This window comes from uncultured Chitinibacter sp., assembly GCF_945957625.1.
GTDB lineage: Bacteria > Pseudomonadota > Gammaproteobacteria > Burkholderiales > Chitinibacteraceae > Chitinibacter > Chitinibacter tainanensis.
This window is the reverse complement of sequence record NZ_CAMFLP010000001.1, coordinates 271,651-297,036: the sequence shown is the minus strand read 5'-3', so window position 1 is coordinate 297,036 and position 25,386 is coordinate 271,651. Positions and strand designations below refer to the sequence as shown.

At 55.8% G+C, this 25,386-nt stretch carries 22 protein-coding genes; 7 read left to right on the top strand and 15 right to left on the bottom strand.

Annotation, left to right across the window (positions count from 1 at the left end; genetic code table 11):
- Window positions 1-66 precede the first annotated feature (66 nt).
- The 6 genes from QV747_RS01400 to QV747_RS01375 form a co-directional block, all read right to left on the bottom strand.
- Window positions 67-1,155, bottom strand: a complete 1,089-nt coding sequence (locus tag QV747_RS01400) for an ABC transporter ATP-binding protein (protein WP_273428163.1) — start codon at window positions 1,153-1,155, stop codon at window positions 67-69.
- A gap of 85 nt (window positions 1,156-1,240) precedes the next feature.
- Window positions 1,241-2,095 (bottom strand): carbohydrate ABC transporter permease, encoded by an 855-nt coding sequence (locus QV747_RS01395; RefSeq protein ID WP_273428167.1) that lies wholly within the window; start codon window positions 2,093-2,095, stop codon window positions 1,241-1,243.
- Entirely contained in the window at window positions 2,088-2,981 is an 894-nt protein-coding gene (locus tag QV747_RS01390; RefSeq protein WP_028448856.1) for a carbohydrate ABC transporter permease, read from the bottom strand. The genes QV747_RS01395 and QV747_RS01390 overlap by 8 nt, the downstream gene beginning before the upstream one ends.
- A 112-nt stretch (window positions 2,982-3,093) precedes the next feature.
- Window positions 3,094-4,338 carry an ABC transporter substrate-binding protein gene (locus tag QV747_RS01385; protein ID WP_273428171.1) on the bottom strand — a complete coding sequence of 415 codons (1,245 nt, stop codon included), beginning with the start codon at window positions 4,336-4,338 and terminating at the stop codon, window positions 3,094-3,096.
- A 283-nt stretch (window positions 4,339-4,621) separates the two neighbouring features.
- On the bottom strand, window positions 4,622-5,248 hold the full coding sequence (locus QV747_RS01380) for a response regulator transcription factor (RefSeq protein ID WP_028448854.1): 627 nt from the start codon (window positions 5,246-5,248) through the stop codon (window positions 4,622-4,624).
- A gap of 3 nt (window positions 5,249-5,251) precedes the next feature.
- Window positions 5,252-7,564 (bottom strand): PAS domain S-box protein, encoded by a 2,313-nt coding sequence (locus QV747_RS01375; protein WP_273428174.1) that lies wholly within the window; start codon window positions 7,562-7,564, stop codon window positions 5,252-5,254.
- Window positions 7,565-7,947: 383 nt separating this feature from the next.
- Here QV747_RS01375 and QV747_RS01370 point away from each other — a divergent pair, with 383 nt between their 5' ends.
- A complete protein-coding gene (locus QV747_RS01370; protein ID WP_273428176.1) occupies window positions 7,948-8,937 on the top strand; it encodes a rhodanese-related sulfurtransferase in 990 nt (329 codons plus the stop codon).
- 61 nt (window positions 8,938-8,998) lie between these two features.
- Here QV747_RS01370 and QV747_RS01365 read toward each other — a convergent pair whose 3' ends face one another.
- Together QV747_RS01365 and QV747_RS01360 are read right to left on the bottom strand one after the other, a co-directional pair.
- Complete coding sequence (locus tag QV747_RS01365) at window positions 8,999-10,282, bottom strand: methyl-accepting chemotaxis protein (protein WP_273428179.1); 1,284 nt, start codon at window positions 10,280-10,282, stop codon at window positions 8,999-9,001.
- Entirely contained in the window at window positions 10,237-10,626 is a 390-nt protein-coding gene (locus QV747_RS01360; protein WP_288791461.1) for an MCP four helix bundle domain-containing protein, read from the bottom strand. The genes QV747_RS01365 and QV747_RS01360 overlap by 46 nt, the downstream gene beginning before the upstream one ends.
- A gap of 135 nt (window positions 10,627-10,761) precedes the next feature.
- Between QV747_RS01360 and QV747_RS01355 the strand changes: the two genes are divergently transcribed.
- Window positions 10,762-10,935 carry a DUF1289 domain-containing protein gene (locus tag QV747_RS01355; protein ID WP_081986590.1) on the top strand — a complete coding sequence of 58 codons (174 nt, stop codon included), beginning with the start codon at window positions 10,762-10,764 and terminating at the stop codon, window positions 10,933-10,935.
- 125 nt (window positions 10,936-11,060) lie between these two features.
- Here the strand turns inward: QV747_RS01355 and QV747_RS01350 are convergent, their stop codons facing one another.
- From QV747_RS01350 to QV747_RS01340, 3 genes are read right to left on the bottom strand one after another with little or no spacing between them, the layout of a single operon-like run.
- Entirely contained in the window at window positions 11,061-12,440 is a 1,380-nt protein-coding gene (locus QV747_RS01350; RefSeq protein WP_273428185.1) for an efflux transporter outer membrane subunit, read from the bottom strand.
- Window positions 12,440-15,577, bottom strand: a complete 3,138-nt coding sequence (locus QV747_RS01345) for an efflux RND transporter permease subunit (protein ID WP_047393948.1) — start codon at window positions 15,575-15,577, stop codon at window positions 12,440-12,442. The genes QV747_RS01350 and QV747_RS01345 overlap by 1 nt, the downstream gene beginning before the upstream one ends.
- 11 nt (window positions 15,578-15,588) lie before the next feature.
- Complete coding sequence (locus tag QV747_RS01340) at window positions 15,589-16,758, bottom strand: efflux RND transporter periplasmic adaptor subunit (RefSeq protein WP_273428188.1); 1,170 nt, start codon at window positions 16,756-16,758, stop codon at window positions 15,589-15,591.
- Window positions 16,759-16,927: 169 nt separating this feature from the next.
- Here QV747_RS01340 and QV747_RS01335 point away from each other — a divergent pair, with 169 nt between their 5' ends.
- Window positions 16,928-17,560, top strand: coding sequence for a TetR/AcrR family transcriptional regulator (locus QV747_RS01335; RefSeq protein ID WP_084414437.1), 633 nt, complete (start codon window positions 16,928-16,930; stop codon window positions 17,558-17,560).
- Between the two features lie 60 nt (window positions 17,561-17,620).
- Here QV747_RS01335 and ettA read toward each other — a convergent pair whose 3' ends face one another.
- Window positions 17,621-19,288: an energy-dependent translational throttle protein EttA gene (gene ettA / locus QV747_RS01330; RefSeq protein ID WP_028448847.1), complete on the bottom strand. Its 1,668-nt coding sequence runs from the start codon at window positions 19,286-19,288 to the stop codon at window positions 17,621-17,623.
- Window positions 19,289-19,417: 129 nt separating this feature from the next.
- Window positions 19,418-19,759 carry a hypothetical protein gene (locus QV747_RS01325; RefSeq protein WP_047393954.1) on the bottom strand — a complete coding sequence of 114 codons (342 nt, stop codon included), beginning with the start codon at window positions 19,757-19,759 and terminating at the stop codon, window positions 19,418-19,420.
- A 188-nt stretch (window positions 19,760-19,947) separates the two neighbouring features.
- On the opposite strand from QV747_RS01325, the gene QV747_RS01320 reads away from it, so the two are divergent.
- The 4 genes from QV747_RS01320 (at window position 19,948) to QV747_RS01305 (ending at window position 23,209) form a co-directional block, all read left to right on the top strand.
- Window positions 19,948-20,751 (top strand): flagellin, encoded by an 804-nt coding sequence (locus tag QV747_RS01320; RefSeq protein WP_273428193.1) that lies wholly within the window; start codon window positions 19,948-19,950, stop codon window positions 20,749-20,751.
- 208 nt (window positions 20,752-20,959) lie between these two features.
- Entirely contained in the window at window positions 20,960-21,481 is a 522-nt protein-coding gene (locus QV747_RS01315; RefSeq protein ID WP_273428196.1) for a chorismate lyase, read from the top strand.
- Between the two features lie 10 nt (window positions 21,482-21,491).
- Window positions 21,492-22,367 carry a 4-hydroxybenzoate octaprenyltransferase gene (gene ubiA / locus QV747_RS01310; RefSeq protein ID WP_273428198.1) on the top strand — a complete coding sequence of 292 codons (876 nt, stop codon included), beginning with the start codon at window positions 21,492-21,494 and terminating at the stop codon, window positions 22,365-22,367.
- The gene (locus QV747_RS01305) at window positions 22,367-23,209 is read left to right on the top strand and encodes a hypothetical protein (RefSeq protein ID WP_273428200.1); all 843 of its coding nucleotides are present in this window, start codon (window positions 22,367-22,369) and stop codon (window positions 23,207-23,209) included. The genes ubiA and QV747_RS01305 overlap by 1 nt, the downstream gene beginning before the upstream one ends.
- Before the next feature lie 53 nt (window positions 23,210-23,262).
- Here the strand turns inward: QV747_RS01305 and QV747_RS01300 are convergent, their stop codons facing one another.
- Together QV747_RS01300 and QV747_RS01295 are read right to left on the bottom strand one after the other, a co-directional pair.
- A complete protein-coding gene (locus QV747_RS01300; RefSeq protein ID WP_273428203.1) occupies window positions 23,263-25,041 on the bottom strand; it encodes a SpoIIE family protein phosphatase in 1,779 nt (592 codons plus the stop codon).
- A gap of 18 nt (window positions 25,042-25,059) precedes the next feature.
- Window positions 25,060-25,365, bottom strand: coding sequence for an STAS domain-containing protein (locus tag QV747_RS01295; protein ID WP_028448840.1), 306 nt, complete (start codon window positions 25,363-25,365; stop codon window positions 25,060-25,062).
- Between the last annotated feature and the right edge of the window lie 21 nt (window positions 25,366-25,386).

The window sequence follows — 25,386 nt, the reverse complement described above, 5'->3', positions numbered from 1 at the left end:
GCCCGTGCAAGCACGGGCCCAAGGATGATGAGCAGGCAGCACGGGCTACCCGCTCAGGCAAATTAACTAGGCAATACGCAGTTCGGTTTCGGGATCGAACAACACCGCTTTTTTTACATCCAGCACCAGCGGCAGTGTTGTGCCCGGGCCGCTAGCGGCACGTGGGTGTACGCGGGCGATCATCTCCACCCCGTTGACCTCGCTATAAATCATCGTATCCGGCCCAGTCGGCTCCGTGATTTTTACTTTGCAGACCAGTGCATCCGGGGTGTTTTCTACGTCCCATTGCTCGGGTCGCACCCCCAGAATCACCTTCTGCCCAACCCGCTCTTTCAGCCCGGCTCGATCTTGCAGAGCGATGAATTTGGGGGCCTCAACACCTTGCAAGGTCACACCCACCTGGCCGTTTTGCTCCACAAGATGGCAAGGCAGGAAGTTCATTGAGGGTGAACCAATAAAGCCGGCCACAAACAGATTGGCGGGGCGCTCGTAAATATCCTCGGGGCTGCCAAACTGCTGAATCACACCGTCTTTCATCACCGCAATTTTGTCACCCAGCGTCATCGCTTCGATCTGATCGTGTGTCACATACACAATGGTGGTTTTGAGCCGCTGATGCAGTTGCTTGATTTCCACCCGCATTTCGACCCGCAGCTTGGCATCCAGATTCGAAAGCGGCTCATCAAACAAAAACAGCTTCGGGTTACGCGCCAAGGCGCGGCCCATCGCCACCCGCTGCCTCTGCCCGCCTGACAAGGCCGAGGGCTTGCGATCGAGCAAGTGATCGATTTGCAGCATTTTAGCCACGCGGGCAATCACTTCGTTTTGCTCGGTCTTTGGCACACCGCGCGTTTCCATACCGAAGGCGATGTTTTGCCGCACATTCATGGTGGGATACAGCGCATAGCTTTGGAACACCATGGCGATATCACGATCTTTGGGCGCGACTTCGTTAACCACACGATCAGCGATACAAACCTCACCACTGGTCGGGCTTTCCAGGCCGGCGATGATATTCATCAGCGTCGATTTTCCGCAGCCCGAAGGGCCAACCAGAATCAGAAACTCACCCGCTTCGATATCGATATTGATCCCTTTCAGGATGTGGGTATCACCAAAACTTTTGGTGACATTCTTGATGGCTAAAGCGCCCATAATTGTTTCTCCATCTGCTTGCACAGATACACCCTTGGCGTATCTGGCTAAACTCAATATTTATTAAGGTTTATAGCCAGATACCCTAGCCTTTTACCGCACCTGCAGTTAGACCACGTACGAAGTACTTACCTGCCAGCACATACACCACAATCGTTGGCAGCGCGGCAATGAGGGCGGCGGCCATATCGACGTTGTATTCCTTCACACTGGTGGAGGTATTGGCCAGATTGTTCAGCCCCACGGTGATTGGCTGCGCGTCGCCCGAGGCAAACACCACGCCGAACAGGAAGTCATTCCAGATCTGAGTAAATTGCCAGATCAAGGTCACCATAATGATCGGCGTGCTCATCGGCAGGATAATCCGCCAGAAAATCCGCCAGAAACCGGCGCCATCCAAGCGCGCCGCTTTGATCAGCTCATCCGGAATGCCGACGTAGTAGTTGCGGAAAAACAGCGTCGTTGAGGCCGTACCGCACACCACATGCACAAACACGAGCCCAGCCGTGGTATTGGCCAACCCGAACAGCCCCAAGGTTTGCGCCATAGGCAGCAGCAAGACCTGAAACGGCATAAACACACCAAACAGAATCAGGGCAAACACCACTTCCGAGCCGCGGAAACGCCATTTGGACAGCACATAGCCATTAATCGCCCCCAGCATGGTGGAGATCGCCACCGCCGGAATCACCATCTGCACCGAATTCCAAAAGTAGCCCGATAGCCCATTACAGCTCACGCCGGTACATGCAGTACTCCAGGCCTTGCTCCAAGCGGCAAAGGTAATGCCAGCCGGCAGGGATAAGAGATTGCCGGCGCGGATTTCCTCGATGGATTTCACCGAGGTTGTCAGCATCACATACAGCGGCAACAGGTAATACAGGGCGGCAAATACCAGGGCTGCGTACAGCGCGGCGCGCCAGAATCGAGTCTCAGCCATGTTGATCTTTCCTTAATTCAGAGTACAGGTACGGCACCACAATCGCGGCTACGGTGGCCAACATCATCATCGCGCTGGCGGCGCCCAGACCGGTCTGCCCACGGGTAAAGGCCATTGAATACATAAATGTCGCCGGTAGATCGGAAGAAAAGCCAGGGCCACCACCCGTCAAAGCCATCACCAAATCAAAACTCTTAATGGCAATGTGCGACAAAATCATGAGCGTAGAGAACACCACCGGGCGCAGGGCCGGCAGAATGATCTTCCAGTAAATGCGCGGAAGGCTGGCGCCATCGATTTGCGCCGCTTTGATGATCGAATCATCCACGCCACGCAGGCCAGCCAGAAACAGCGCCATTACAAAACCGGACGATTGCCACAAACCGGCGATCACCACGGTGTAAATCGACATATCGGAATTCACCAGCCAATCAAAGGTAAAGCTGGTAAAGCCCCAATCGTGCATCAGTTTTTCCAGGCCCAAGCCGGGATTGAGCATCCATTTCCATGCAGTACCCGTTACCACAAATGACAGTGCCATGGGGTAAAGGTAAATAGTGCGGATAGCACCTTCGCCACGGACTTTCTGATCGAGCAAAATCGCCAGCGTAATCCCGATGGCCATCGCGCCACCGATAAACAGCACGGCAAAAATGCCCAGATTGCGCACGGCCACCCACCAGCGCTCGTTTTCAAACAGGGCTTGGTATTGCACGAGGCCTGCCCACTCGTAGTTGGGCAGCAAGCGCGATTCAGTAAACGACAGATAACCATTCCACGCGATGAAGCCATACAGGAACACCAGCGTGAGGAAGAACGACGGTGCAAGCACCAGACGCGGTAGCCAGCGCTCGGCAAAGCCGTAATGAGCATTTGGCGTAGCCATAGGGAACTCCTCAAAGAGCAGCCGGACAGAACACCGGCTCAGGCGGGCCCTGCGGTCGCCGTCTAAGGACAGCGACCGACAGGTGTCAGAACAAACAATGAACAGCTAAGGCTTATTTGGTTTTCGCAGCTTGGGCCAGTTTGGCGGCGGCGTCTTTTGCACTCATGCCGTCGTTATTCCAGAACTGGGTTACTGCGTCATACACCGCGCCCTGAGTGGCCGATTTCATGGCCATGCCGTGCGCCCATGATGGCACCAGCGAGCCTTTACCAGCCGAAGCTTTAAAGTCAGTCGCTGATTTTTGGCCACATTCGTCAAACTTGGCCATTGGGGCATCGGTGCGGGCTGGGATCGAGCCTTTGTTCAGGTTAAAGATTTCCTGGAAGGCGGGGCTCATCAGCGTCGAGGCCAAATCTTGCTGGCCTTTTTCCGCATCTTTGTTTTTCAGCTTGAACATCGCAAAGCTGTCGATATTGAAGGTGAAAGCGTTCGCGGTGCCAGGTGCGGCTACACACAGGAAATCTTTGCCAGGTACTTTGCCCGCAGCAAGGAATTCGCCTTTGGCCCAGTCACCCATAAACTGCATGGCGGCTTTGCCATTGATCACCATGCTGGTGGCCAGATTCCACTCGCGACCAGCGGCGTTTTTATCGGTGAATGGCTTGAGTTTTTTATAGGTTTCCAGCACTTTCACCATGGTTGGGCCAGACAGGGTGGCTGGGTCCAGCTGCACAAAGGCTTTCTTGTAGAAATCAACGCCACCGACACCAAGGGCAACTGATTCAAATACGGTGCTGTCTTGCCAAGGTTGGCCACCGTAGGCCAAAGGCTGGATGCCAGCTTTTTGCAGCGCGGCTGCGGTGACGAAGAATTCATCCCACGTGGTTGGCACTTTGGCATTGGCTTTTTTCAAAAGCTCTGGGTTCACCCACAACCAGTTCACGCGGTGCACATTCACTGGGGCCGCAACATACTGGCCTTTGTATTTCATGACGTTGGACACGACGGGTGGCAGGACTTTATCCCAGCCTTCTTTTTTGGCCACGCTATCAATCGAAGCCAGTACGCCTTCATCACCCCATTCCTGAATAGAGGGGCCTTTGATCTGGGCGGCAGCTGGCGGGTTGCCCGACACCACACGGGTTTTCAGCGCGGTCATGGCGTTTTCACCACCACCACCGGCCACGGCAAAGTCTTTCCATTTATTGCCTTTGCCTTCCATCATTTTTTTCAACTCGGCTGCGGCTTTCGCTTCACCGCCGGAAGTCCAGTAGTGCAGTACTTCCACTTCCGCGGCTTGGGTGGCAAAGGCCACGCTCAGGCTGGCGGCTACGATACCCCATTTCAGGTTGCGCATCTTCGAATCTCCAATCAGGTTATGTGTGTATGCCGAGCTTGTTTCCTGCCCGGTTGTAGCCAGAATACGCAGACTACATTCCGTAAGAAATCAGGTAATTTACCGTCAGGCTGACGCCCTAAGGTATCCACCTGATGCCAAGCTGAATACCTAGCACCCGAAACTGTCACCCAAAAGGAGCTAGTACTTTGATTTAAGATGAAAAAGCCCGCTAAAGTAGCGGGCTTTTTGCGGGTATCTAGCTACATGCATTACGTGGATTAGCCTAGCCAGCCATACCCCATTATTGGGTCAACAGATCATCCAGCGGGATTTCTTTCAGCATGGCTGCCAGCTCCATGGCCGAATGCACTTTCATCTTGATAAAAATTCGCGCCCGATGCACCTCTACGGTTTTGGTGCTGATATCGAGGCGATCGGCGATCTGTTTATTGAGCTTACCCAGCATGATTTCTTTCAGTACATCGCGCTCGCGCGGCGTGAGCTCAGCCACCAATTCGCTCACCTTCTGCTGATGCGCTTGCGCGCCGCGGCGCAGCGTATCTTGCTCTACACAGTTGCGCACCCGCTCCAAAAGCTCACGCTGATCGCAGGGCTTTTGTAGAAAATCGGTCGCACCATCTTTGAGTGCAGCCACCGCCATCGGGATATCGCCGTGGCCGGTCAGGAAAATCACCGGTGGCAGATAGTTGCCTTGCTTCAGCTCGGTAAACAACTCCAAGCCACTCATGCCATCCATGCGTACATCGACAATCAGGCAGGCAAAACGGCTGGCGTCGCCTTCATCGAGAAAGTCTTCGGCCGACGGGTAATTCAGCGCCGTCCAGCCTTCGGTTTCCAGTAACAAGCTTAAAGAATCGCGTACGGCTTCATCGTCATCAATAATCGCGATCATCGGGATAGCGGCCATGCTTTACTCCAGCGTTAGGTCGGTTGGTTTGATTGTAGGCAGGCGAAAGCACATTTGCGTACCGCCCGCCGGATTAGCTTCGGCCCATAAATGGCCTTTGTGTTGCTCGATCACCGAGCGGCAAATGTTCAGCCCCATGCCCATGCCTTCGCGCTTGGTGGTGTAAAAAGGCTGAAACAGCTGATTCATATCGGCAATCCCGCAGCCGCGGTCGATCACCCGCACTTCTAATAATTCATCCCGCACCGTGGCCTGCAGGCGCAAGATCCGTTCGCTGACCGGGGTGTCCTGCATGGCTTCCAGGCCGTTTTTCAGTAGATTGAGAATCACCTGTTCCAGCATGACCGGATCACCCAGCACCAGCGGGCATGGCTGCGGTAGCTCAACCTCCAGCCTGGATTTCAATTGCTGGGTCAGCGGCGCCAAGAGCGGCAACACCACATCCACCAGCTCGGTCAGCTGGCAAGGCTGTGGCTCGGATTTGCGTTTGGTAACGAGCTGGCGAATCCCGCGGATAATCTGCCCCGCCCGGCGTGCTTGCTCGGTCATTTTGACCAAGGTTTCCTGCACTTTGCCTATCGGTGGCTCGGGCTTATACAGCATGGTTTCGCAGGCAGCGCTGTAACTGGAAATCGCGGCCAGTGGCTGATTGAGCTCATGCGCGAGGCTGGACGCCAGTTCGCCCATATTCACCAGTCGTGCCGTGTGTTGCATCCGCTCATTTTGCTCGCGGGCGGCGTCTTCGGCTTCTTTGCGCGCGGTGATGTCGGTGCAGATTTCCAGCATGGCGCGGCGGCCCCCCAGCCAATCCACTTCCCGCCGTGCAATCTGATACACCCGCCCAGTATGCACATCCAGCTCTTCAATATCATGCTCGGTAGGGCAATACCCTTGAGCCCGTGGCCACACCGCCCAGCAAAACTGCGCGCCATTATCTTGTTGCAGCAAATGTTCAATCGCAAAACAATTTTGATGCCAGCGATTGCGATACAGCACTTCGCCGCTCTCAAGCTCGCTGACACACACCGCCACCGGCAAGCTTTCTAGCACCGTACGCAGTTGCTGGCGCGATTGGCGCAAGGCCTCGCGATCCCGCTTGAGCTCGGTAATATCATTAATCGACGCCATCCAGCCGCGCTGCTCGCCCTTGCCGTCAATTAAGCGGGAGGAATACAGCCGTACATCAAAGCGCTCGCCATTTTTGCGCATATAGCGCAGCTCGAAGCCATTGGCCGGGCTTTGCCCCGCCAATATCGCCCGATGTGCCGCATCGCACTGGGCCAGCGCTTCGGGCGCCCAAAACGGGAACGGCGACTTCTGCCCTTGTAGCTCGTCCACACTCCAGCCCACCATGCGTGAAAAAGCCAGGTTGGCATATAAAATCCGCCCTGATTTATCCATGGCCCGCAAGCCCGTCACCAGCGAGTCTTCCATCGCGGAGCGAAAAGATATTTCATCCTGCAACGCCAGCTCGGCCAGCTGCCGATCGCGCATGCGCAAACGCAGTAAATGCAGCGCCCACACCAGCAAAGCCAGCAACAGCGCCACCAGCACCAGCCAGCCCCAGTTATCCAGGCTAGGAGGTGGGTACAGCGGTTTGGCAATCAGGCGCACGCCTGAGCCGAGATTGCCAAAAGCCATCTCGCGCACTTCCGGGCCTTCGAGCTTGCGGTGAAATTCGCTGGGCGCCAACACGCGATTTTGCGAATCGACCAGCTGCAATTCATAGCGCTGCACCAGCCACCAGGGAATGCGCTGCTGCAACATTCGCTCCAGGCTATACGTCATCACCAGCGCACCATCAAAGCTGGCAAAGCGGAAAATCGGCACGATCTGCTGCATCAGCGGTTCTTCGCGCTGAATCACATTGGTAAACAGCGGATAGCCCAGCGTGGCCACACCATCAAAGGCTTCGCGAAATTTGGCATCGCTCCAGGCCGGCAGTACATCCGGGCGGCGGCTGTAAATCGGCATCCCACCGATATAGCGCCCCTGCGCATCCACCCATTCCATGGCGAGGATTTCCGGATTATTTTTCATAATCGCTTCGCTGCGCACGCGAAAGTCTTCCAGATCAATCGAATCGGAAGCGAGCGAATACGCCAGGCTTTCCAGCGCATTCTGATTGCTTTGCAGACGCACGCGCAGCTCTTGCTCTTGCCAGAGCAGATCTTGGGCATAGGCGGCTTCGCGGCGGTTTTGCTCGGTTTGGCGGTTTTGCACCACGTAAAACGCCAACACACCCAGCAGCAAAAACACCAGTGCGTACGCCAGCCACCACGGCCAGTGGCGATGCCAGCGCTGCAACACAGCCATTAATAATCGTTTCGGGGCGGACATTCGGCGCAGGATAAGCGGCAAAAAGAAAACATAGCCATACCTTAATACCCGCAGCCGCCAGATGCCAGCAAGGCGCTACGGGGCCGACATTTCAGCCACGCCGTGGCTTACAAGCCGGGGTTAGCTCCATCATGGCGCGCGCGGGGCGGCAGGCGGCTTGTCGCACGTGGGCAACAGACTTGCCACAATCGCGGATAAAGTTAGTACCCTCTCACCTGAAAATTGGCAAAACCACTGTTAAAACAAGGTCTTTTTGCACTCAGATCAGACTCGCCAAGCGGCCAGAAGTCCGTATAATGGCGGCCTGTTTTGAATTCATACGGTTTGGTCGCTTTGGCCCGATCTGGGAGTACTGCTTGATGTCGCAAGTTGTTGTCTGTGCCATGTATAAATTTGTTGCCCTGCCCGGCTTTGCCGCACTGCGCCAGCCTTTGCTGGATGAAATGCTGCAGCTGGGGATTCGCGGCACCTTGCTGCTGGCCAGCGAAGGCATTAATGGCACGGTCGCTGGCACGCAAGCGGGCATCGAGGCGCTACTGGCCTGGCTGGATCGCCAGCCGGGGCTGGAGTCGATTGGCTACAAACTTTCCTATCACGATGCGATGCCATTCCAGCGCACCAAGGTGAAGCTGAAAAAAGAAATCGTCACCATGGGGGTGGAAGGAATCGACCCGCGCAAAGTAGTGGGCACTTATGTGAAACCCAAAGACTGGAATGCGCTGATTAGCGACCCTGAAGTGCTGCTGATCGACACTCGCAATGATTACGAAGTGCAAATCGGTACGTTCAAAGGCGCGATCAACCCCAAAACCGAGACTTTCCGCGAGTTTCCCGACTATGTGCAAAGCCAGCTCGACCCGGCCAAGCATAAAAAAGTCGCGATGTTCTGCACCGGGGGTATCCGCTGCGAAAAATCCACCGCCTACCTGAAAGAGCAAGGCTTTGACGAGGTGTATCACCTGGAAGGCGGGATTTTGAAATATCTCGAAGAAGTTCCTGCCGAGCAAACGATGTGGGAAGGCGAGTGTTTTGTGTTTGATGACCGCGTGGCGGTAAATCATCAACTGCAAAAAGGCAGCTATGCCCAATGCCACGCCTGCCGTATGCCGCTCTCCAACGAAGAGCTGGCCAGCGAGCAGTATATCCCTGGGGCCTGCTGCCCACATTGCTTTGGCAAGCATACCCCTGCCCAGCAACAGCGTTTCCGCGAACGCCATAAACAAATGCAGCTAGCGCAAGCCCGTGGCGAAGCACATATCGGCAATGATGCCCAGCTGACCGCGCAAGCGCATCGCGAAGCCAAAGAGCGCAAAAAAGCCGCCGACCGCGCCAAACAACACAAAGATTAAGCGCATTCCCAATAAAAAACCGCAGCCTGGCTGCGGTTTTTTATTGGGACTTGGCTGGGGCTTAACTCAAAACCCCGCCCTGATAGCGAAAGAAATTCACTTCCACCCGCAGCTTTTGCGTCATTTCACCCAGCATGCTGGCCGATTCGCTCATGCTGGCCACGGCGGCAGTGTTTTCATCCGTCATTTGCGCCACTTTTTCAACCTGTTGCGCGATCAGCTGGGTGCTGGTTTTTTGCTCGGTCAGAGCTTCGGCAATATTGCGAATCGCGCCATCTTCGCGCACCACATCATCGTGAATCGCCGCAATAGCCGAGCCGGCCTGACCGGCAATCTCGGCGCAATCGTGCGCGCGCTGGGCGGTGGCGGTAATCGTGCTCACCGCCTCTTTGCTGGTGCTGTCGATACGGCTCACCATTTGCTGAATATCAATCGTGGCCGCCGCAGTGCGCTCGGCCAGTTTGCGCACTTCATCTGCCACCACCGCAAAGCCACGCCCCTGCTCACCGGCGCGCGCGGCTTCAATCGCGGCATTCAGGGCCAGCAGATTGGTTTGCTCGGCCACTTCTTTAATCACACTGACCACACTGCTGATCTTGTCGGCATCGGCGCCCAGCAGCGCAACTTTATCCGCCGCTTGCGCAACTTCCTGATCGATACTGATGATCTCGGTGACTGTTTGCTGGATTTGCGTGCTGCCAGCACTGGCCGAGCGCAAGGTATGCTGGCCCATGACGCGTGCATCATCAGCATGATCGGCCACCTGCCCAATGGCCACCGTCATCTGCTCGACCGCCGCCGCCATCGCGCTGGTTGATTCCGCGCCCATCTGCGTGGCTTTGGTCACCTGCCCGCTGCTATTGGCAAGATTTTCGGTTTCGCGGGTGACGGTATCAATCGCTTTGGCTACATTGCCGACCAGCGATTGCATTTTGCTGGCCAGCTGATTGTAGGCGGTGGCGATGGTATCGATTTCATCGGCACCGGTGACCGTTGCGCGCAGGGTGAGATCCTGCCGCTCGGTGGCTTCATTCAGGCGATCGCGCAGCGCATTTATTTTGCGGGTCATGCCACTGATCACCCAGGCCGCAAACAAGGCACCAAACAGCAGCGCCGCCACAATAAAGCCCAACGTGAGGTTACGCGTGGTGGCGTAGTTGCGCTGCGCTAGTTCGAAGTTATTTTTCGCCTCGGTCAGCTGCAAATCGACCAAGTGCGAAATCTGCCCCGAGACCGGATCAATCGCCGGATACAGGCTTTGGCGCGCAAACTGATCCAGCGCGGCCGCATCTTTGCGACTTAAAATCTGCTCCAGCCGATCGATTTCACGATCCGCCGTCTGCATCGCGCCGACGGTTTTTTCACCAGCTCGGTTTCATCGCCGGTCATCTCTGTGGCGCTATATGATTGCCATTGCTGCTGAATCTTGGCTTGCGCCGCGCCGATATGTTTAAGCGCTTCGTCAGGACTAATAGTTTGATGATTGGCTTTATGCGTAGTATCGACAATATCAACGGCGTATTGGTCGGCCACGATTTTGAGTTGGGATAAAGGCATCACGCGGTCGTGATACGTTGTGGCAAAGGCTGCGTTGGTTTTCTCCAGCCCCTGCAGCGCCAGAGTGCCCATCAGCGCCATTAACACCAAGAGCCCAGCGCTGAGCACCAGCAGCTTTTGTTTGATCGTCATCCCGCTTCTCCGCAACGCAACAATACTTGTGTTGTAAACAATATCTTCTGCTTCCGACAAGAAATTAGCTTAGGCCATGGATTGCCAGCGTGCCGGTTTTACGGTTCAATGCGCGCCATTGTTGAGGAAAACCGTATGAGCACACCGTCACCCTGTATCAATATCTGCCAGCTCGATGCGAGCGGCGCCTATTGCGTAGGTTGCCTGCGCACGCTGGAAGAGCTGCGCCAATGGGGCAAGGCTAGCGAAGAAGAAAAACAGGCCATCTTGGCGCGGATTGAAGACTTGCAAGCCGCCAGCTTTGATTAGGGTATCAGCCTGTGAGGCTTTTATCGCATAGCCTGCAGGCCAATACCCCCACATCAGTCATGGATTAGCCCATAAAAAAACCGGATCAACTGATCCGGTTTTTTACTTTTACTGCAGAGAAAGGCTTAATACAGCGCCGTAGCTTTGTAGAGTTTCACGCGGTTTTGCACCTGTTGCAGGCGAATCGCGATCAGCTGCTGCTCCGCGGCATACAAGGCGCGCTGGCTTTCCAGTACATCCAGATACGCCCCCACGCCACGCTGATAGCGCGCCTCGGCAATCTGCAGCGCGCGCTGGGCAATCTGCACCTGCTCGCGCTGGCTTTGCCATTGCAGCTCATCGGTGCGCGCCCGCGTTAAGCCATCGTTCACTTCGCGAAACGCGGTCTGAATCGCCTGCTCGTATTGCGCTAGGGCGATATCGCGATCGGCTTTAGCGATGTCCAGATTGGCCTGATTGCGGCCGCCATCAAAGATCGGCAGATTCAGCTGCGGGGCAAACAGCCACACGCCCGAGCCAGACTGAAAGAGTTGCGAGAGCCGATCCGAGCTAAAGCCCGCGTTAGCAGTCAGCGTAATACTCGGGAAAAACGCAGCCCGCGCCGCGCCAATATTGGCATTGGCCGCTTGCAAGGCGTATTCGGCCTGCTGCACATCCGGGCGGCGCAACAACACGGCTGACGGCAGCTCTGCCGGCATCGGCGTGGCGGCGAGCGTGTTTTGCCATTCATCTGGCAAGGCCTGTAGCGGCAGCGCACCACCCACTAGTTGTTGCAGCGCTTGCCAGTCTTGTTGCACCAGCGCCTGATAGCGCGCCTGATCATTGCGTGCGGCGGCCAGTGCGCCGCGCGATTGCTGCACATCCAGCTCGCCAATCACCCCGGCGGCAAAGCGTTTTTCAATCAGCGCATTGGCCGTATTGCGGCTGAGCAAGGTGGCTTCCACCTGGCGCAGCGTGGCCTGATCGGCGGCCAGCGTGTAATAGGCATTGGCCACTTCGGCAATCAGTGTGAGGCGCAGGCTTTGCTGCCCAGCTTGGCTGGCCAGATATTGCGCCAGCGCCGCGTTATTCAGGCTTTTGACCCGGCCGAAAAAATCCAGCTCATAGCTGCTTAAGCCGATTTTGGCGCTGTATTGGCGGCTGATGGCGCCATCACCCGAGGTGGGCCCTTGCGCGCTACTGCCCGCCGTTAGTGCCAGCGTTGGCCAACGATTAGCGTCGCTAATCTGATACTGGGCACGCACTTTTTCTACATTCAGCGCCGCGATGCGGTAATCGCGGTTATTTAGCAGCGCGGCCCGAATCAGGCCTTGCAGCTGGGGTTCAACAAATAATTGCTCCCAGTGGGTATAGGCCTCAGGGGCTTTTAATTCTTGGCCTGTAGCCGTATACCCGCCAGTGAGTTGCTCAGCCACCGGGCTAGCCGGGCGCTGATAATCCGGCGCCAGGCTGGCGCAACCGCCCAGCGCAGCAGCGAGCAGTAGCGATAATATCGTCCGCGTCATTAACGTGGCTCCTTATTCGGTTCGGCCGCACGATAACGGCTGGCCGAGAAATAACGGCTGATCAGCACAAAGAATACCGGCACAAAGAAAATACCCAGCACGGTGGCAGTGAGCATGCCGCCCAATACCCCGGTACCAATCGCATTTTGCGCGCCCGAGCCCGCCCCGCCGGCCAGTGCCAACGGCAACACGCCAAAGCCAAAGGCCAGTGAGGTCATCACAATCGGCCGCAAGCGCATATGCACGGCTTTTAGCGTGGCGGCCATCAGCTCCATGCCATCGTCTACCAGCTCTTTGGCAAACTCGACGATCAGAATGGCGTTTTTCGCCGACAAACCAATCGTGGTCAGCAAGCCCACCTGGAAATACACGTCATTGCTCAAGCCCCGGCCCATGGTGGCCGCCAGCGCACCAATCACGCCCAAAGGCACGACCAGCATTACCGAGAACGGAATCGACCAGCTTTCATACAGCGCCGCCAAGCACAAGAACACAATCAGCAGTGACAAGGCATACAGCGCAGGCGCCTGCGCCCCCGCTTCACGCTCTTCCAGCGACAAGCCGCTCCACTCATAGCCAATGCCCGGTGGCAATTTGGCGATCATGGCTTCCATGGCTTTCATCGCATCGCCCGAGCTCTTGCCCGGCGCTGCCTGACCCTGGATATTCATCGAAGGCACGCTGTTGTAGCGGGTTAAGCGGGGTGAGCCGTAATCCCAACTGCTGCTGGCAAAGGCCGAGAAGGGCACCATCTGGCCGCTGGCGTTTTTCACATACCAGCGATTCAGGTCTTCTGGCTGCATCCGGAACGGTGCATCCGCTTGCAGATACACTTTTTTCACCCGGCCGCGATCAACAAAATCGTTGATATAGGCCGAGCCCCACGCAGCGGCCAAGGTCTGGTTGATGTCGGCAATCGACAAGCCCAGTGCGCTGGCTTTTTCCTGATCAATATCGAGCCGCAGCTGGGCTGAATCCGGCTGGCCATTCGGGCGTACGCCCACCACATTCGGGTCTTTGGCCGCCATACCCAGCAGCATATTGCGCGCTTCGGTCAGCTTTTCGTGCCCAACACCGCCACGATCTTGCAGCTGCAGGTCAAAGCCGGAGGCATTGCCCAGCTCCATCACCGCCGGCGGCGCAAAGGCAAACACCATCGCTTCCTTGATCTGGGCAAAGGCGCCATAGGCACGGCCCATCACCGCTTGCACATGCTGTTGCGGGCCATGCCGCTCGGACCAGTCTTTGAGCATCACAAAGCCAATCCCGGCATTTTGGCCACTTCCGCCAAAACTGAAGCCGGCCACCGTAAAGATCGAGGCGACGTTGTCTTTCTCATCCACGAGGAAATGCTTTTCGACTTTTTCCAGCACCGAAACGGTTTGCTCCTGGGTCGAACCCGCGGGCAACATCACCTGGGTAAACAAGATGCCCTGATCTTCATCCGGCAGGAAAGACGTTGGCAGGCGCATAAACATCGCCACCATCACCCCCACCAGCACCAGATACACCACCATATAGCGGCCAGATTTCACCAACCAGCGACTCACCACATTCTGGTAGCGGGCGTTCAGCGCTTCAAACTGGCGATTAAACCAGCCAAAGAAGCCGTGCGTGCCATGCTGGCCGCCTTTGGGCAGCGGCTTGAGCAAAGTCGCGCACAAGGCCGGGCTCAGCGTGAGGGCCACCAACACCGACAAGGCCATGGCCGATACCACGGTGATCGAGAACTGGCGATAAATCACCCCGGTCGAGCCCCCAAAGAAGGCCATTGGGATAAAAACGGCGGAGAGCACCAGCGCAATCCCCACCAGCGCGCCGGTAATTTGCGACATCGATTTGCGCGTGGCTTCTTTAGGTGTAAGCCCTTCTTCGCTCATCACCCGCTCGACGTTTTCGACCACCACGATGGCGTCATCCACCAAGAGACCAATCGCCAAGACCATCCCGAACATGGTGAGGGTGTTGATCGAAAAGCCAAACACCGCCATCACCCCGAATGTGCCCAACAGCACCACAGGCACGGCAATGGTAGGAATCAGCGTGGCGCGGAAATTCTGCAAGAAGAGATACATCACGCAGAACACCAAGATCACCGCTTCTACCAGCGTTTTGACGACTTCTTCGATCGATAGCTTCACGAAAGGAGTAGTGTCATACGGCACCACCACATCCATGCCGGCGGGGAAATACGGCTGCATTTCAGCCATTTTGGCGCGCACGAGTTTGGCAGTTTCCAACGCATTGGCGCCGGTGGCCAAGTTAATCCCGATCCCGGCTGCCGGTTTGCCGTTATAGCGGCTATCCACGTCGTAGCTTTCAGCGCCGCGCTCAACGCGGGCGACATCACTTAAACGAATTTGCCCACCATCGGCTTTCACCCGCAACAAAATGCGGCCAAACTGCTCAGGCGACTCTAGGCGGCTTTGCGCGATGATCGCCGCATTCAGCCGCTGGCCCGGTACTGAAGGCATGCCCCCCAGCTGCCCTGCCGACACCTGCGCGTTTTGCGCTTTGATGGCGTTGATCACGTCTTGGGTTGTCAGCTTGTAATTGGCCAGCTTGGTCGGGTCGATCCAGATCCGCATGGCGTATTGCGCACCAAACAACTGCACATTGCCCACGCCATTAATCCGGCTGATTGGGTCGACGATATTGGCTGCGGCGTAGTCGGCCAGATCGGTTTTGGTCATATTGCCGTCTTTGGACACAAAGCCCACCACCATCAGAAAGCTCGATGATGATTTGGTGACCGTCACGCCCTGCTGCTGCACTTCTTGCGGTAACTGCGTGAGCGCCAGCTGCAGCTTATTCTGCACCTGCACTTGGGCGATATCCGGATCGGCATCGGCCTCAAAACTGAGGGTAATGCTCACCGAGCCAGATTCATCGCTGCTTGAGCTGATATACCTCAGCTTGTCGATCCCTTTCATCTTTTGCTCGATCACCTGCGTCACCGAGTCTTCCACCGTTTGCGCTGCCGCTCCCGGATAGAAAGCCGAAATGGTAATGGCCGGAGGAGCCACCGGCGGATATTGCTCCACCGCCAGCCCGCGAATAGCCAGTATCCCGCCCAGCATGATCATCAATGCGATCACCCAGGCAAAAATAGGCCGATCAATAAAAAAACGCGCCATCCTGCTCTCCTTTACTGCTGCGCCGCTGCGCTAGCCTTGGCTGCGTTTTTCGCCAATTCGGCTTTCACAACTGCGCCGGCTTGGACTTTTTGCAGCCCTTCGATGATGACTTGCTCGCTGCCTTTCAGGCCTTCGGTAATCAGCCACTGATCACCCACGGCCCGTGCGGTTTTTACCGGCACGGCTTGGACTTTGCTCTGGGCATCCACCACCATCACCATGGCGCCACCGTTCGGCATGCGCACCACGGCTTGTTGTGGCACCAGTACAGCGTTTTTCACATTGGCAGCTGTGAGTTTCGCGCGCACAAACATGCCTGGCAGCAGGGTTTTCTCTGGGTTGGGCACCAGTACGCGCAAGGTGACCCCGCCGGTTTCTGGATCTACCGTGGCGTCGGCAAATTGCAGCGTGCCGGGGTGCGCGTATTCGCGGCCGTCTTCGGTCAGCAACTTCACTGGCAAGCCCTGTTTATCAGGTTGCGCCCCCGCAAATTGCGCCTTCAGACGCAGCAGCTCGGCGCTGGATTGGCTGATGTCGACATAAATCGGATCCAGCTGCTGGACGGTAGTGAGTGCGCTGGCCTGACCCACAGCCAGCAAAGCGCCCTCGGTCACGGCCGATTTGCCAATCCGTCCGCTAATCGGCGAGGTAATCGCGCTGTAGTTCAGATTGATACGCGCCGATTGTTGCGCAGCTTTCGCCGCTGCCACATCGGCCCGCGCCTGCAGATAGGCGGCTTGCGCATCGTCGTTGTCTTGTTTGCTCACGCCATTAATCGCCACCAGCTCTTGGTAGCGTTCGGCTTTGAGTTTGGCGCTGGCCAAATTGGCTTCCGCCTTGGCCAAGGTAGCGCTGGCGCTATCAAAGCTGGCTTTGTAGCTGGCGTCATCAAGTTGATACAGCAGTTGGCCGGCCTTGACCTCGCCGCCTTCGGTAAAGAGGCGTTTTTGAATAATCCCGCCCACCTGCGGGCGGATTTCCGCCACGCGGTATGGCACGGTACGGCCAGGCAGTTCGTGTTCTACTTGCACATCGCGGGCGGCGAGTTGCACGGTAGTAACCGGGATAGGGCCTTGGGCACCAGCGCCGCCTTGGTCCCCCTGCTGGCCGCAAGCACTGAGGGCCGCCGCCAGTAGCGTCATGGTCAGCAGGTGCGGCAATTTATTCAGCTGTTTATGCATGGATATGGATTCTCATGTTCAGTGGCAATCAACGAAGCCAACCAGAAAACCGCTGGCCAGCTCGGCAGAATTGGGCATAAACTAGAATGATCATTCTAGAATGAACGATCATTCTAGTTTTCTAGCGAAAAAATGACAAGTCAGTATAATTCCCGCCCGATACGGCTTGATGAAACATGGAATCTGTGAACAAATGACCCCGCAAGCGCTTGATGATGCAGGCTTTGATAAAGCCGAGCTGCGCCGCCAGCAGGTGCTGGATGCTGCCGCCAGCTGCTTTCGCCACGCCGGCTTTCATGCCGCAAGCATGTCGGCCATTGCCAAAGCCGCGGGCATGAGCGTTGGCCACATCTATCATTACTTCGCCAACAAAGAAGCGATTATTGAGGCCATCATCGAGCAGGAGCAGCATCGGCAATTGGAAATCATCAATATGCTGCTCGCCGCCCCCAATACCATGCAGGCGCTGATCGATCATGCCGATCAGGCATTGGCCGACAGCCTAGATCTTAAAAACTCGGCACTTAATTTTGAAATGATTGCCGAAGCATCGCGCAACCCGAAAGTCGCCGAGATGATGCAACGCTCCAATCGCGTGTTACATGAATGTGGCCGGCTGATTATCAGTAAAGGCCGGGTGGGCTTGCCGCCGATCAGCGATGAAGATATCAATGCGCGCTGCGATTTGATTATTTCGCTATTTGAGGGCCTTAGCGTGCGTTCGATCAGTAATCCCAACATCAATACCGCAGCGGTATTGCCACTACTGCAAAGCGCCATCCAGCAACTGGTGCGCAGCTAAGTATGCAGATAGTTTTGGACTGACAATAAAAAAGCCACCCGCAGGTGGCTTTTTTTACGCTTAGCGTGTGATGGGTTTGTAGCGAATCCGTTTCGGTTTCGCGCCCTCTTCACCCAAGCGTTTTTTCTTGTCGGCTTCGTACTCTTGGTAGTTACCGTCAAAGAAAGTCCATTGTGATTCACCTTCGGCCGCCAGAATGTGCGTGGCGATCCGGTCGAGGAACCAGCGATCATGGGAAATCACAAACGCGGTGCCAGCAAACTCCAGCAAGGCATCTTCCAATGCGCGCAGGGTTTCGACATCAAGGTCATTTGATGGCTCGTCCAGCAGCAGGACATTACCGCCTTTTAACAGCGTTTTGGCCAAATGCAAGCGGCCGCGCTCACCACCAGATAGATTGCCCACCAGCTTTTGCTGATCGCCACCTTTAAAGTTAAAGCGGCCCAGATAAGCCCGGCTGCTCATCTCGAATTTGCCGACCTGAATCACATCATGGCCAGCAGCGACGTCATCAAACACCGTCTTGTTGCTATCAAGGCCTTCGCGGCTTTGCTCAACAAAAGCCATTTGCACAGTTTGGCCGATTTCCACTTCACCGCTATCGGGCTGCTCTTTACCAGCCAGCATTTTAAACAGCGTGGATTTACCGGCACCATTCGGGCCGATAATGCCGACGATCGCACCGGCAGGCACATTAAAGCTCAGATTATCGATTAGCAGACGATCGCCAAAGCCTTTGGATACGTTTTTAAACTCAATCACTTTATCGCCCAAGCGCTCGGCTACCGGGATAAAGATTTCTTGCGTTTCATTGCGCTTTTGGTGTTCGTAGCTGCTCAACTCTTCAAAGCGGGCAATCCGCGCTTTGGATTTAGCCTGACGGCCTTTTGGATTTTGGCGCACCCACTCCAGCTCTTTATTCAGCGCTTTCTGGCGGGCAGATTCTTGCGACTCTTCCAGTTTCAGGCGAGCTTCTTTTTGCTCCAGCCAAGAAGAGTAATTGCCTTTCCAAGGAATACCGTGGCCGCGATCCAGCTCCAGAATCCACTCGGCAGCGTTATCGAGGAAGTAGCGATCGTGCGTTACTGCCACCACGGTACCCGGGAAGCGCACCAAAAACTGCTCCAGCCACTCTACCGACTCGGCATCCAAGTGGTTGGTTGGCTCGTCCAGCAACAACATATCAGGCTTAGACAGCAATAATTTGCACAGGGCAACACGGCGCTTTTCACCACCGGATAGATTACCCACCATGGCATCCCACTCGGGCAGGCGCAGCGCATCGGCGGCGATTTCCAGTTGCAGCTCGGTGTTTTCACCTGAACTTGCGGCGATGATGGCTTCGAGGCGGGCTTGCTCTTCGGCCAGCTTATCAAAGTCGGCATCCGGATCGGCATACGCGGCGTACACTTCTTCCAGCTTGGCTTTGGCTTCAAAAACCTCGCCCAAACCACTTTCAACTTCTTGGCGCACGGTATTGTTTGGGTTCAGCTCAGGCTCTTGGGCCAGATAACCGATTTTGACGCCAGGCAGATGCTGCACTTCACCGTCATATTCTTTCTCAACGCCGGCCATGATCTTCAGCACGGTCGATTTACCGGCACCATTCAAACCCAGCAGACCGATTTTGGCGCCGGGGAAGAACGAGAGCGAAATATCTTTGATGATTTGCCGTTTCGGCGGCACGATCTTGCTCACGCGGAGCATCGACATCACGTATTGAGCCATGGGTTTTCCTTTGCAAATAATTGCGCGGAGTGTAGCAAAAATCCGCCCTGCCCGGCCAGTAACTCAAGATACCCCGCCACCGTATCTGCACACCTAGCTCAATACAATTAAATTACAACAATATACCCATCATGCCGACAGTGGTGCCGGCCAGACACCGGCAGCCGCTTTACCGCTAGCTGCCAGTACTGGCTGGCCAAATTCGCTTTCTTGCGCGGCACAAGCTAGGCGATGCTTGATGCGGCCAATGTGCGTCACCAGTCCCTGCCCATCGGCCGTGACATACAAGCCCAGCTGCTGACTGGCTACCGCACGTAGCGCGATCGGCAAGCGCGCAATCATGGCCGCAGAAAGCAAGCGCGCCGCGCCGGGAAAAGCGGGCTGCGCCAAGTATTCAATCAGCGCGATGGGCGCGCCAACTTGTTTTAATTCGGTAAACGCTGCACTGCTAAGACGGAAACGGAAAGCCATGCCAGACACCTCATATAGAACGTACGTTCACAATAAGACATCCTCGCAGCCCGCGCAAGCACAAAGTGAACGAATGTTCTATTCGCAACACGCCGGTACAACACACCGCTAATCCGGCTAAGTGGCATGAACTACTCGGGCAGCGTACAGTCAGAAGAGAGCAGTATATGCATGAGCGGAGGTGCAAAATGGCCTTAAATATCAACACCAATGTCAGCAGCCTGACCGCGTTGCGCAGCGGCAACAACGTGCAGGAAACGCAAAACCGCACCTTGGCCAGTATCGCCAGCGGCAAACGAATTAACTCGGCAGCCGATGATGCGGCGGGCTTGGCGATTGCCGAGCGGTTTGCGGCCCAAATCCTTGGCAATAATCAGGCCGTGCGCAATCTGAATGATGCGGTGTCGGTGAGCCAAACTGCGGATGGCGCGCTCAGTAGCTTAAGCGACAACACCAGCCGCATTCGTGAGCTGACTGTCGCGGCTGGTAATAGCACACTGACGGCCAGCGATCGGCAGGCGCTGCAGGCCGAAGTCGATCAGCTGCAGCAAAGCAATCAAGACATCATCCAAAACACCCAATTTAATGGCCAGCCGCTGCTGCAAGGCAGTAGTTTTAATTTTCAGGCCGGGGCAAATGCCAACCAGAATCTGGGGCTGAATCTGGATAATTTGGGCAGCAGCGCCAGCAATGTCGATTTAAGCAACGCCAGTAGCATCGGCGATGCGCTTGATCGCCTGGATAGCAGCTTGGCCAATATTAATGCTCAGCGCGGCAATCTGGGCGCGTTCCAAAGCCGGGTGGAGGCCAGCATTAATAATCTGACCACCAGCAGCATTAACCAAGCCGCCGCCAAAAGCCGCATTGCCGATACCGATTACGCCAGCGCTACGGCGCAACGCGCGCAGCAAGACATCCTCTCGCAAGCCAATCTGGCGATGCAGGCGCAGGCCAATGCCAGCGGCAAACAGGTGCTTAGCCTCTTGAAATAAGCCAGTGCGGCAGAACAATTGAGTGCACTGTTGAAATCAAACCAATTAGCTACCGCCCAGCCCATACCCCTGCCGGTATGGGCTGCGGCTTTTTGCTGCACATAAGTCGTAGGGCAATACCCCAGCCCAGCACAACAGGATTTCCGGCACTGCAAGTGCACGGCGTGGCTATGGCATAATGGCCGCTTGTTTAGGCACATAATTTGGCATGCATAAATTCGCCGGCTGGCAAACTCCTTTGGTGCTGGCGCCACGCGCCCTTCACCCCTGGCTGAATGAACGTGGCTCGCTCACACAGCGTTTGAAAGCGCACTTTCCCGATTTTTCCGTCCAGGTTTTACGGCAAGATTTTGCGCGCCCGCACCGGGATGAGCGCCGCCCGCTCGCCGCCGGGGCGGCCCAAGTGGCCACCCGCGAAGTGCTGCTGTGCAGCCGTGGGCAGGCCTTGGTCTTTGCCCATAGCGTGGTGAAACGCTCAGCCTTACGCAGTGGCTTTCATTTGTTTGGCCGCACCGGCAGTCGCCCACTGGGCGCCCTACTCTTTGCCGACCCAACCATCCGTCGTTCGGCGCTGAGCTTTGCCTGCATTGATCGTCGCCACCCATTGTGGCAAAAAGCAAACCAAGCTTGCGGCCCTTTGCCTGCCCGCTTATGGGCCCGCCGCTCGTTTTTTTATGCCGGCCAAGATGCACTGCTGGTTACCGAAGTCTTTTTACCGCCCGCTTTTTAAAAATCACACCATGCCCACTGCCACGACCGTGAAGCAACGCCTTTCCGCCTATGCCCGCCTTGCTCGGCTGGATAAACCCATTGGTACCTTGCTGCTGTTGTGGCCTACGCTGTGGGGCTTATGGCTGGCCGGTAACGGCCGGCCCGATTGGCACTTGGTGCTCATTTTTGGCCTGGGCACGCTGCTGATGCGCTCGGCGGGTTGCGTGATCAATGATTGGGCAGATCGGGATTTTGATGGTCATGTTGAGCGCACCCAGGCCCGCCCACTGGCTGCGGGGGAAGTCGCACCCCGTGAAGCATTGTGGCTTGCGGCCGGCTTGGCCCTTTTTGCCCTGTTGATTGCCTTGCCACTTAATCAGCTGGCTTTGCTGCTGTGTTTGCCGGCCGCTTTTTTGGCGGGCAGTTATCCATTTACCAAACGCTTCTTGGCCATCCCGCAGGCCTATTTGGGCATTGCGTTTAGTTTTGGCATCCCGATGGCTTTTGCCGCGCAAACCGGGCAAGTACAACTGCTGGCGTGGGTTCTCATGCTCGCTAATTTACTGTGGACGGTCGCCTACGACACCGAATACGCCATGGTAGACAAACCGGACGACTTAAAAATCGGCATCAAAACCTCGGCGATTACCTTTGGTCAGCATGACGTGACCGCGGTGATGCTCTGCCATGCTGGCTTTGTGCTTTTATTGGCTGTGTGCGGGCTATTAGCCGAAATGGGCTCGGTGTACTACGCCGGCTTGCTGGCCGTAGCTCTACTCATTGCTCGGCAATATCCGCAAATTCGCGCGCGGGATCGGCAGCAGTGCTTTCAAGCGTTTCTAAGTAATAACCGAGTCGGTGCGCTGGTATTTGCACTGATCATACTGGATTACGGGCTACGCTAATGCGCGCTTGGGATCGCGGCGAAGCCGCCCAGCTCTTGCGGCAACTTTCCGACCACGAAGCCGGCAGCTGCCGCCAATGGTACTGGCTGGAAATTGCTGCGGAGCAAGGCAAGGCCACCAGCAGCTGGCGCACACGCTTAATGGGTATCTTACTCAAAGTATTGGGTATCAATGCCTGCGTAGCAATACTCCAACAGGGTAATCTGCCAGGTTTGGAACCTTTTGCCCCCAATTTGCAGCGCTGGCAGCAACACAGCCAGCAAATCATGCTGGATCAATTGCTGTTTCTGGGCTGCGCCCTCGGGCTAGGATTTGGGCTGGGGCTCCTACCCGCCAGCTTGCAATTGCTATGCTGGCTCTACCCACTGATTTTCTTGCCGCTGTATTGCTGGCGCCACTGGCCACGCGCCAAGGCAACGCCCCACCACCAGCCTGATGCACCGAGCGACGAGGCCCTACCCGGCCCGGAAGCGGCGCTGGGCCTCCTCGGGATTGCCCTAGCGGCAGGAATCCAGCCAAGCCATGCCCAGCAGTTAATTCAGGGGCTCAAAGCCGGTAATGATGAATGCGGCCGTCAGCTCGGCGAGCTAATACCCGAGCTGAGCCCCGATGCGACACTGGATCGCTTCCAGCATGGCAGCACGGCCCTCGCTGCTGGCTTGATTCCTGCCTGCGTTGCGTGCTTTTGTTTGTCTGTGCTACCGAGTTACTGGGGATTGCTGCTGGCTAGTTTACTCTTTGCTGGCGGGATTTACTGGCAGCATTCGCGGCAAGTCTTACTTACTACCACCGCCGCGTGGCTGGGCTGCGCCGCTTTGGGTAAGCTGCGCCATTGGCTGTGAATCAGCCACAGCTTGAGCCTAATTATTGAGAATCGGATTGGTGATCGCTGAAATTAGTGTTGCGCTGCTGCTGGCGATTTGGGCAGGTAATAGACTTCGACTTCGTTGCCAAGGCCAATAAACTGCACCTTGAGCGACAGCGCACGCACCAGCGCAATGCCGCGGCCATGCGTGCCTGAGGGCAGACCACCAGCCGCTAATTTGGCATAAGAATTGGCCCAATCAAAACCATTACCACTGTCTTTAACCCGGATTTTGAGCACTTGCTGCTCTTTATAGCGCAAGCCCAATAGATCAATTTCGATCCGACCTTCCGGCAAAGCCGCTAGGCGCTCGGCGCGTTGCGATAGATATTGCTCCATTCCGTCTGGTTGGGTCTTCATCGACGATTCGAGCAACAGCAAGCCATGATCCACGGCATTGACAAACAGCTCAGTCAGGATCAGGAAAATATCCGACTGCACTTCGCTGAGAGCTTTGATTTCCTTCACAAACGACATCATGAAGGGAATGGTATTTAAATAGCGCAATTCTTCAGCACTAATCGCGAGAGAGTAGCGCCAGTTGCATTCAGCCAGCAGATTAAAATCGGCCGGAATCTCCTGCAAAGCCAACTCTGCCGCCCGCGGGACGGTATCGGCGGGCAGCGCGACTTCCATATCGTCTTGCCCAAAGCTCGCAATCACTAAGGAAACATCATCATGGTGTTGCTCGCCGGCCAGAAAATCAGCCAGCGCGATTTTCGTTTGGGCCACCATCCGCGTTTGCTCGGCGGTTGTGGGCGGCAAGCCAGTTTCATCGTCAGCGATCAAAGTCTGTAGCAGTGCGGGCAAACCAAACTCAGCCCCACTGGCGTTACGCGCTTCAACCAAGCCATCGGAATACGCCACAATAAAGCCAGGCTCTTTGAAGTAAATGCGCTCAGGGGAGAGATCCAGCGAATGCGAAGGGACAATCCCCAGTGGTAAATTGCTAGAGCTACACACCCGCACCACTTGCTTATTGCGATCTAGGATCTGAATCGGGGGCATACCGGCATTCCAGATTTCGACCGTGCCACCCACTTCATCAATAGAAATCAGCGATACACAGACGAAACGGCCAATCGGCAACACCTGCCGCACTTTGGCATTCATTTCAAAAAGGATATCGGTAATCGAATAGCCTTTTTCAGTCATGCTGTAAAAGGGTTGCGTCAAAGGTAGGACATTCAGGGCGGCGGTCAGCCCGTGGCCGATGCCATCAGCTAGTAAGATGTGTAGCGCCTGCCCAGGAGTACGAGCGGCGGCAATAAGGTCGCCCGAGAGACTTTCGGCAGCAGAGAGCCAATATTGGAACTGTGGGTCGGCCAAACGTTCTGAGTTAACCATTTGATCCATCAAATGGCGTACAACGCGCTTTTCTTCTTCGGCGCGTTCGTAGTAATCAGCCAGAGTTTTGGATTGCTCACGAACCTGGCGATTCAGTTCCAGCGTACGGCCTACTGCCTTGAGTTTGGCCTCCAGCACGCGGAAATTGACGGGCTTGTTGATATAGTCGTCGGCACCACGCTCAATGGCATCAGCCAGCGCGTTCTCTTCCCCAACCCCGGTCACGAAGACGATTGGCACCCAAGTAGCGCCCGCTTCGGCCTTAATCACAACCGCTGCTTCTGGGCCCGACATGATGGGCATCATCACATCCATCAGCACCAGATCGGGGCGAGTTTGACGCCAGACTTCAATGGCCTCTTGGCCATTACGGGCCAGAATAGCCTGATGGCCTAGCGCTTCAACAAATCGGGAAATTAAAAGAAGAATAGCTTCGGTGTCGTCGACGACCAGAATTTTCATCTGTTTGGTCCGCAGTCTTTAGCGGATGGTAAAGATTTTACCAAAACATGCGATTTCGAGAACTTGCTTCACGGTATCGCGGCAGTTAACTAAGGCCAGCGTTTTGCTCGCAGCAGCAATTTTCTCTTTCAACAGCAAGAGCATCCCTAGCGCTGAACTATCCAGATAGTTGACGTTTTGAAAATCCACGAGGACTTCTTTGATGTCTGGATTGGCGATGATGGATTCACAGACCTGTCTAAATTCACGATGCGCACTGAAGTCGAATTGACCAGACAAGATCACACGACCGACATTGCCTTCAATTTGAACCGTAGGAGTCATTCTTACACCAACCTTTAGCAG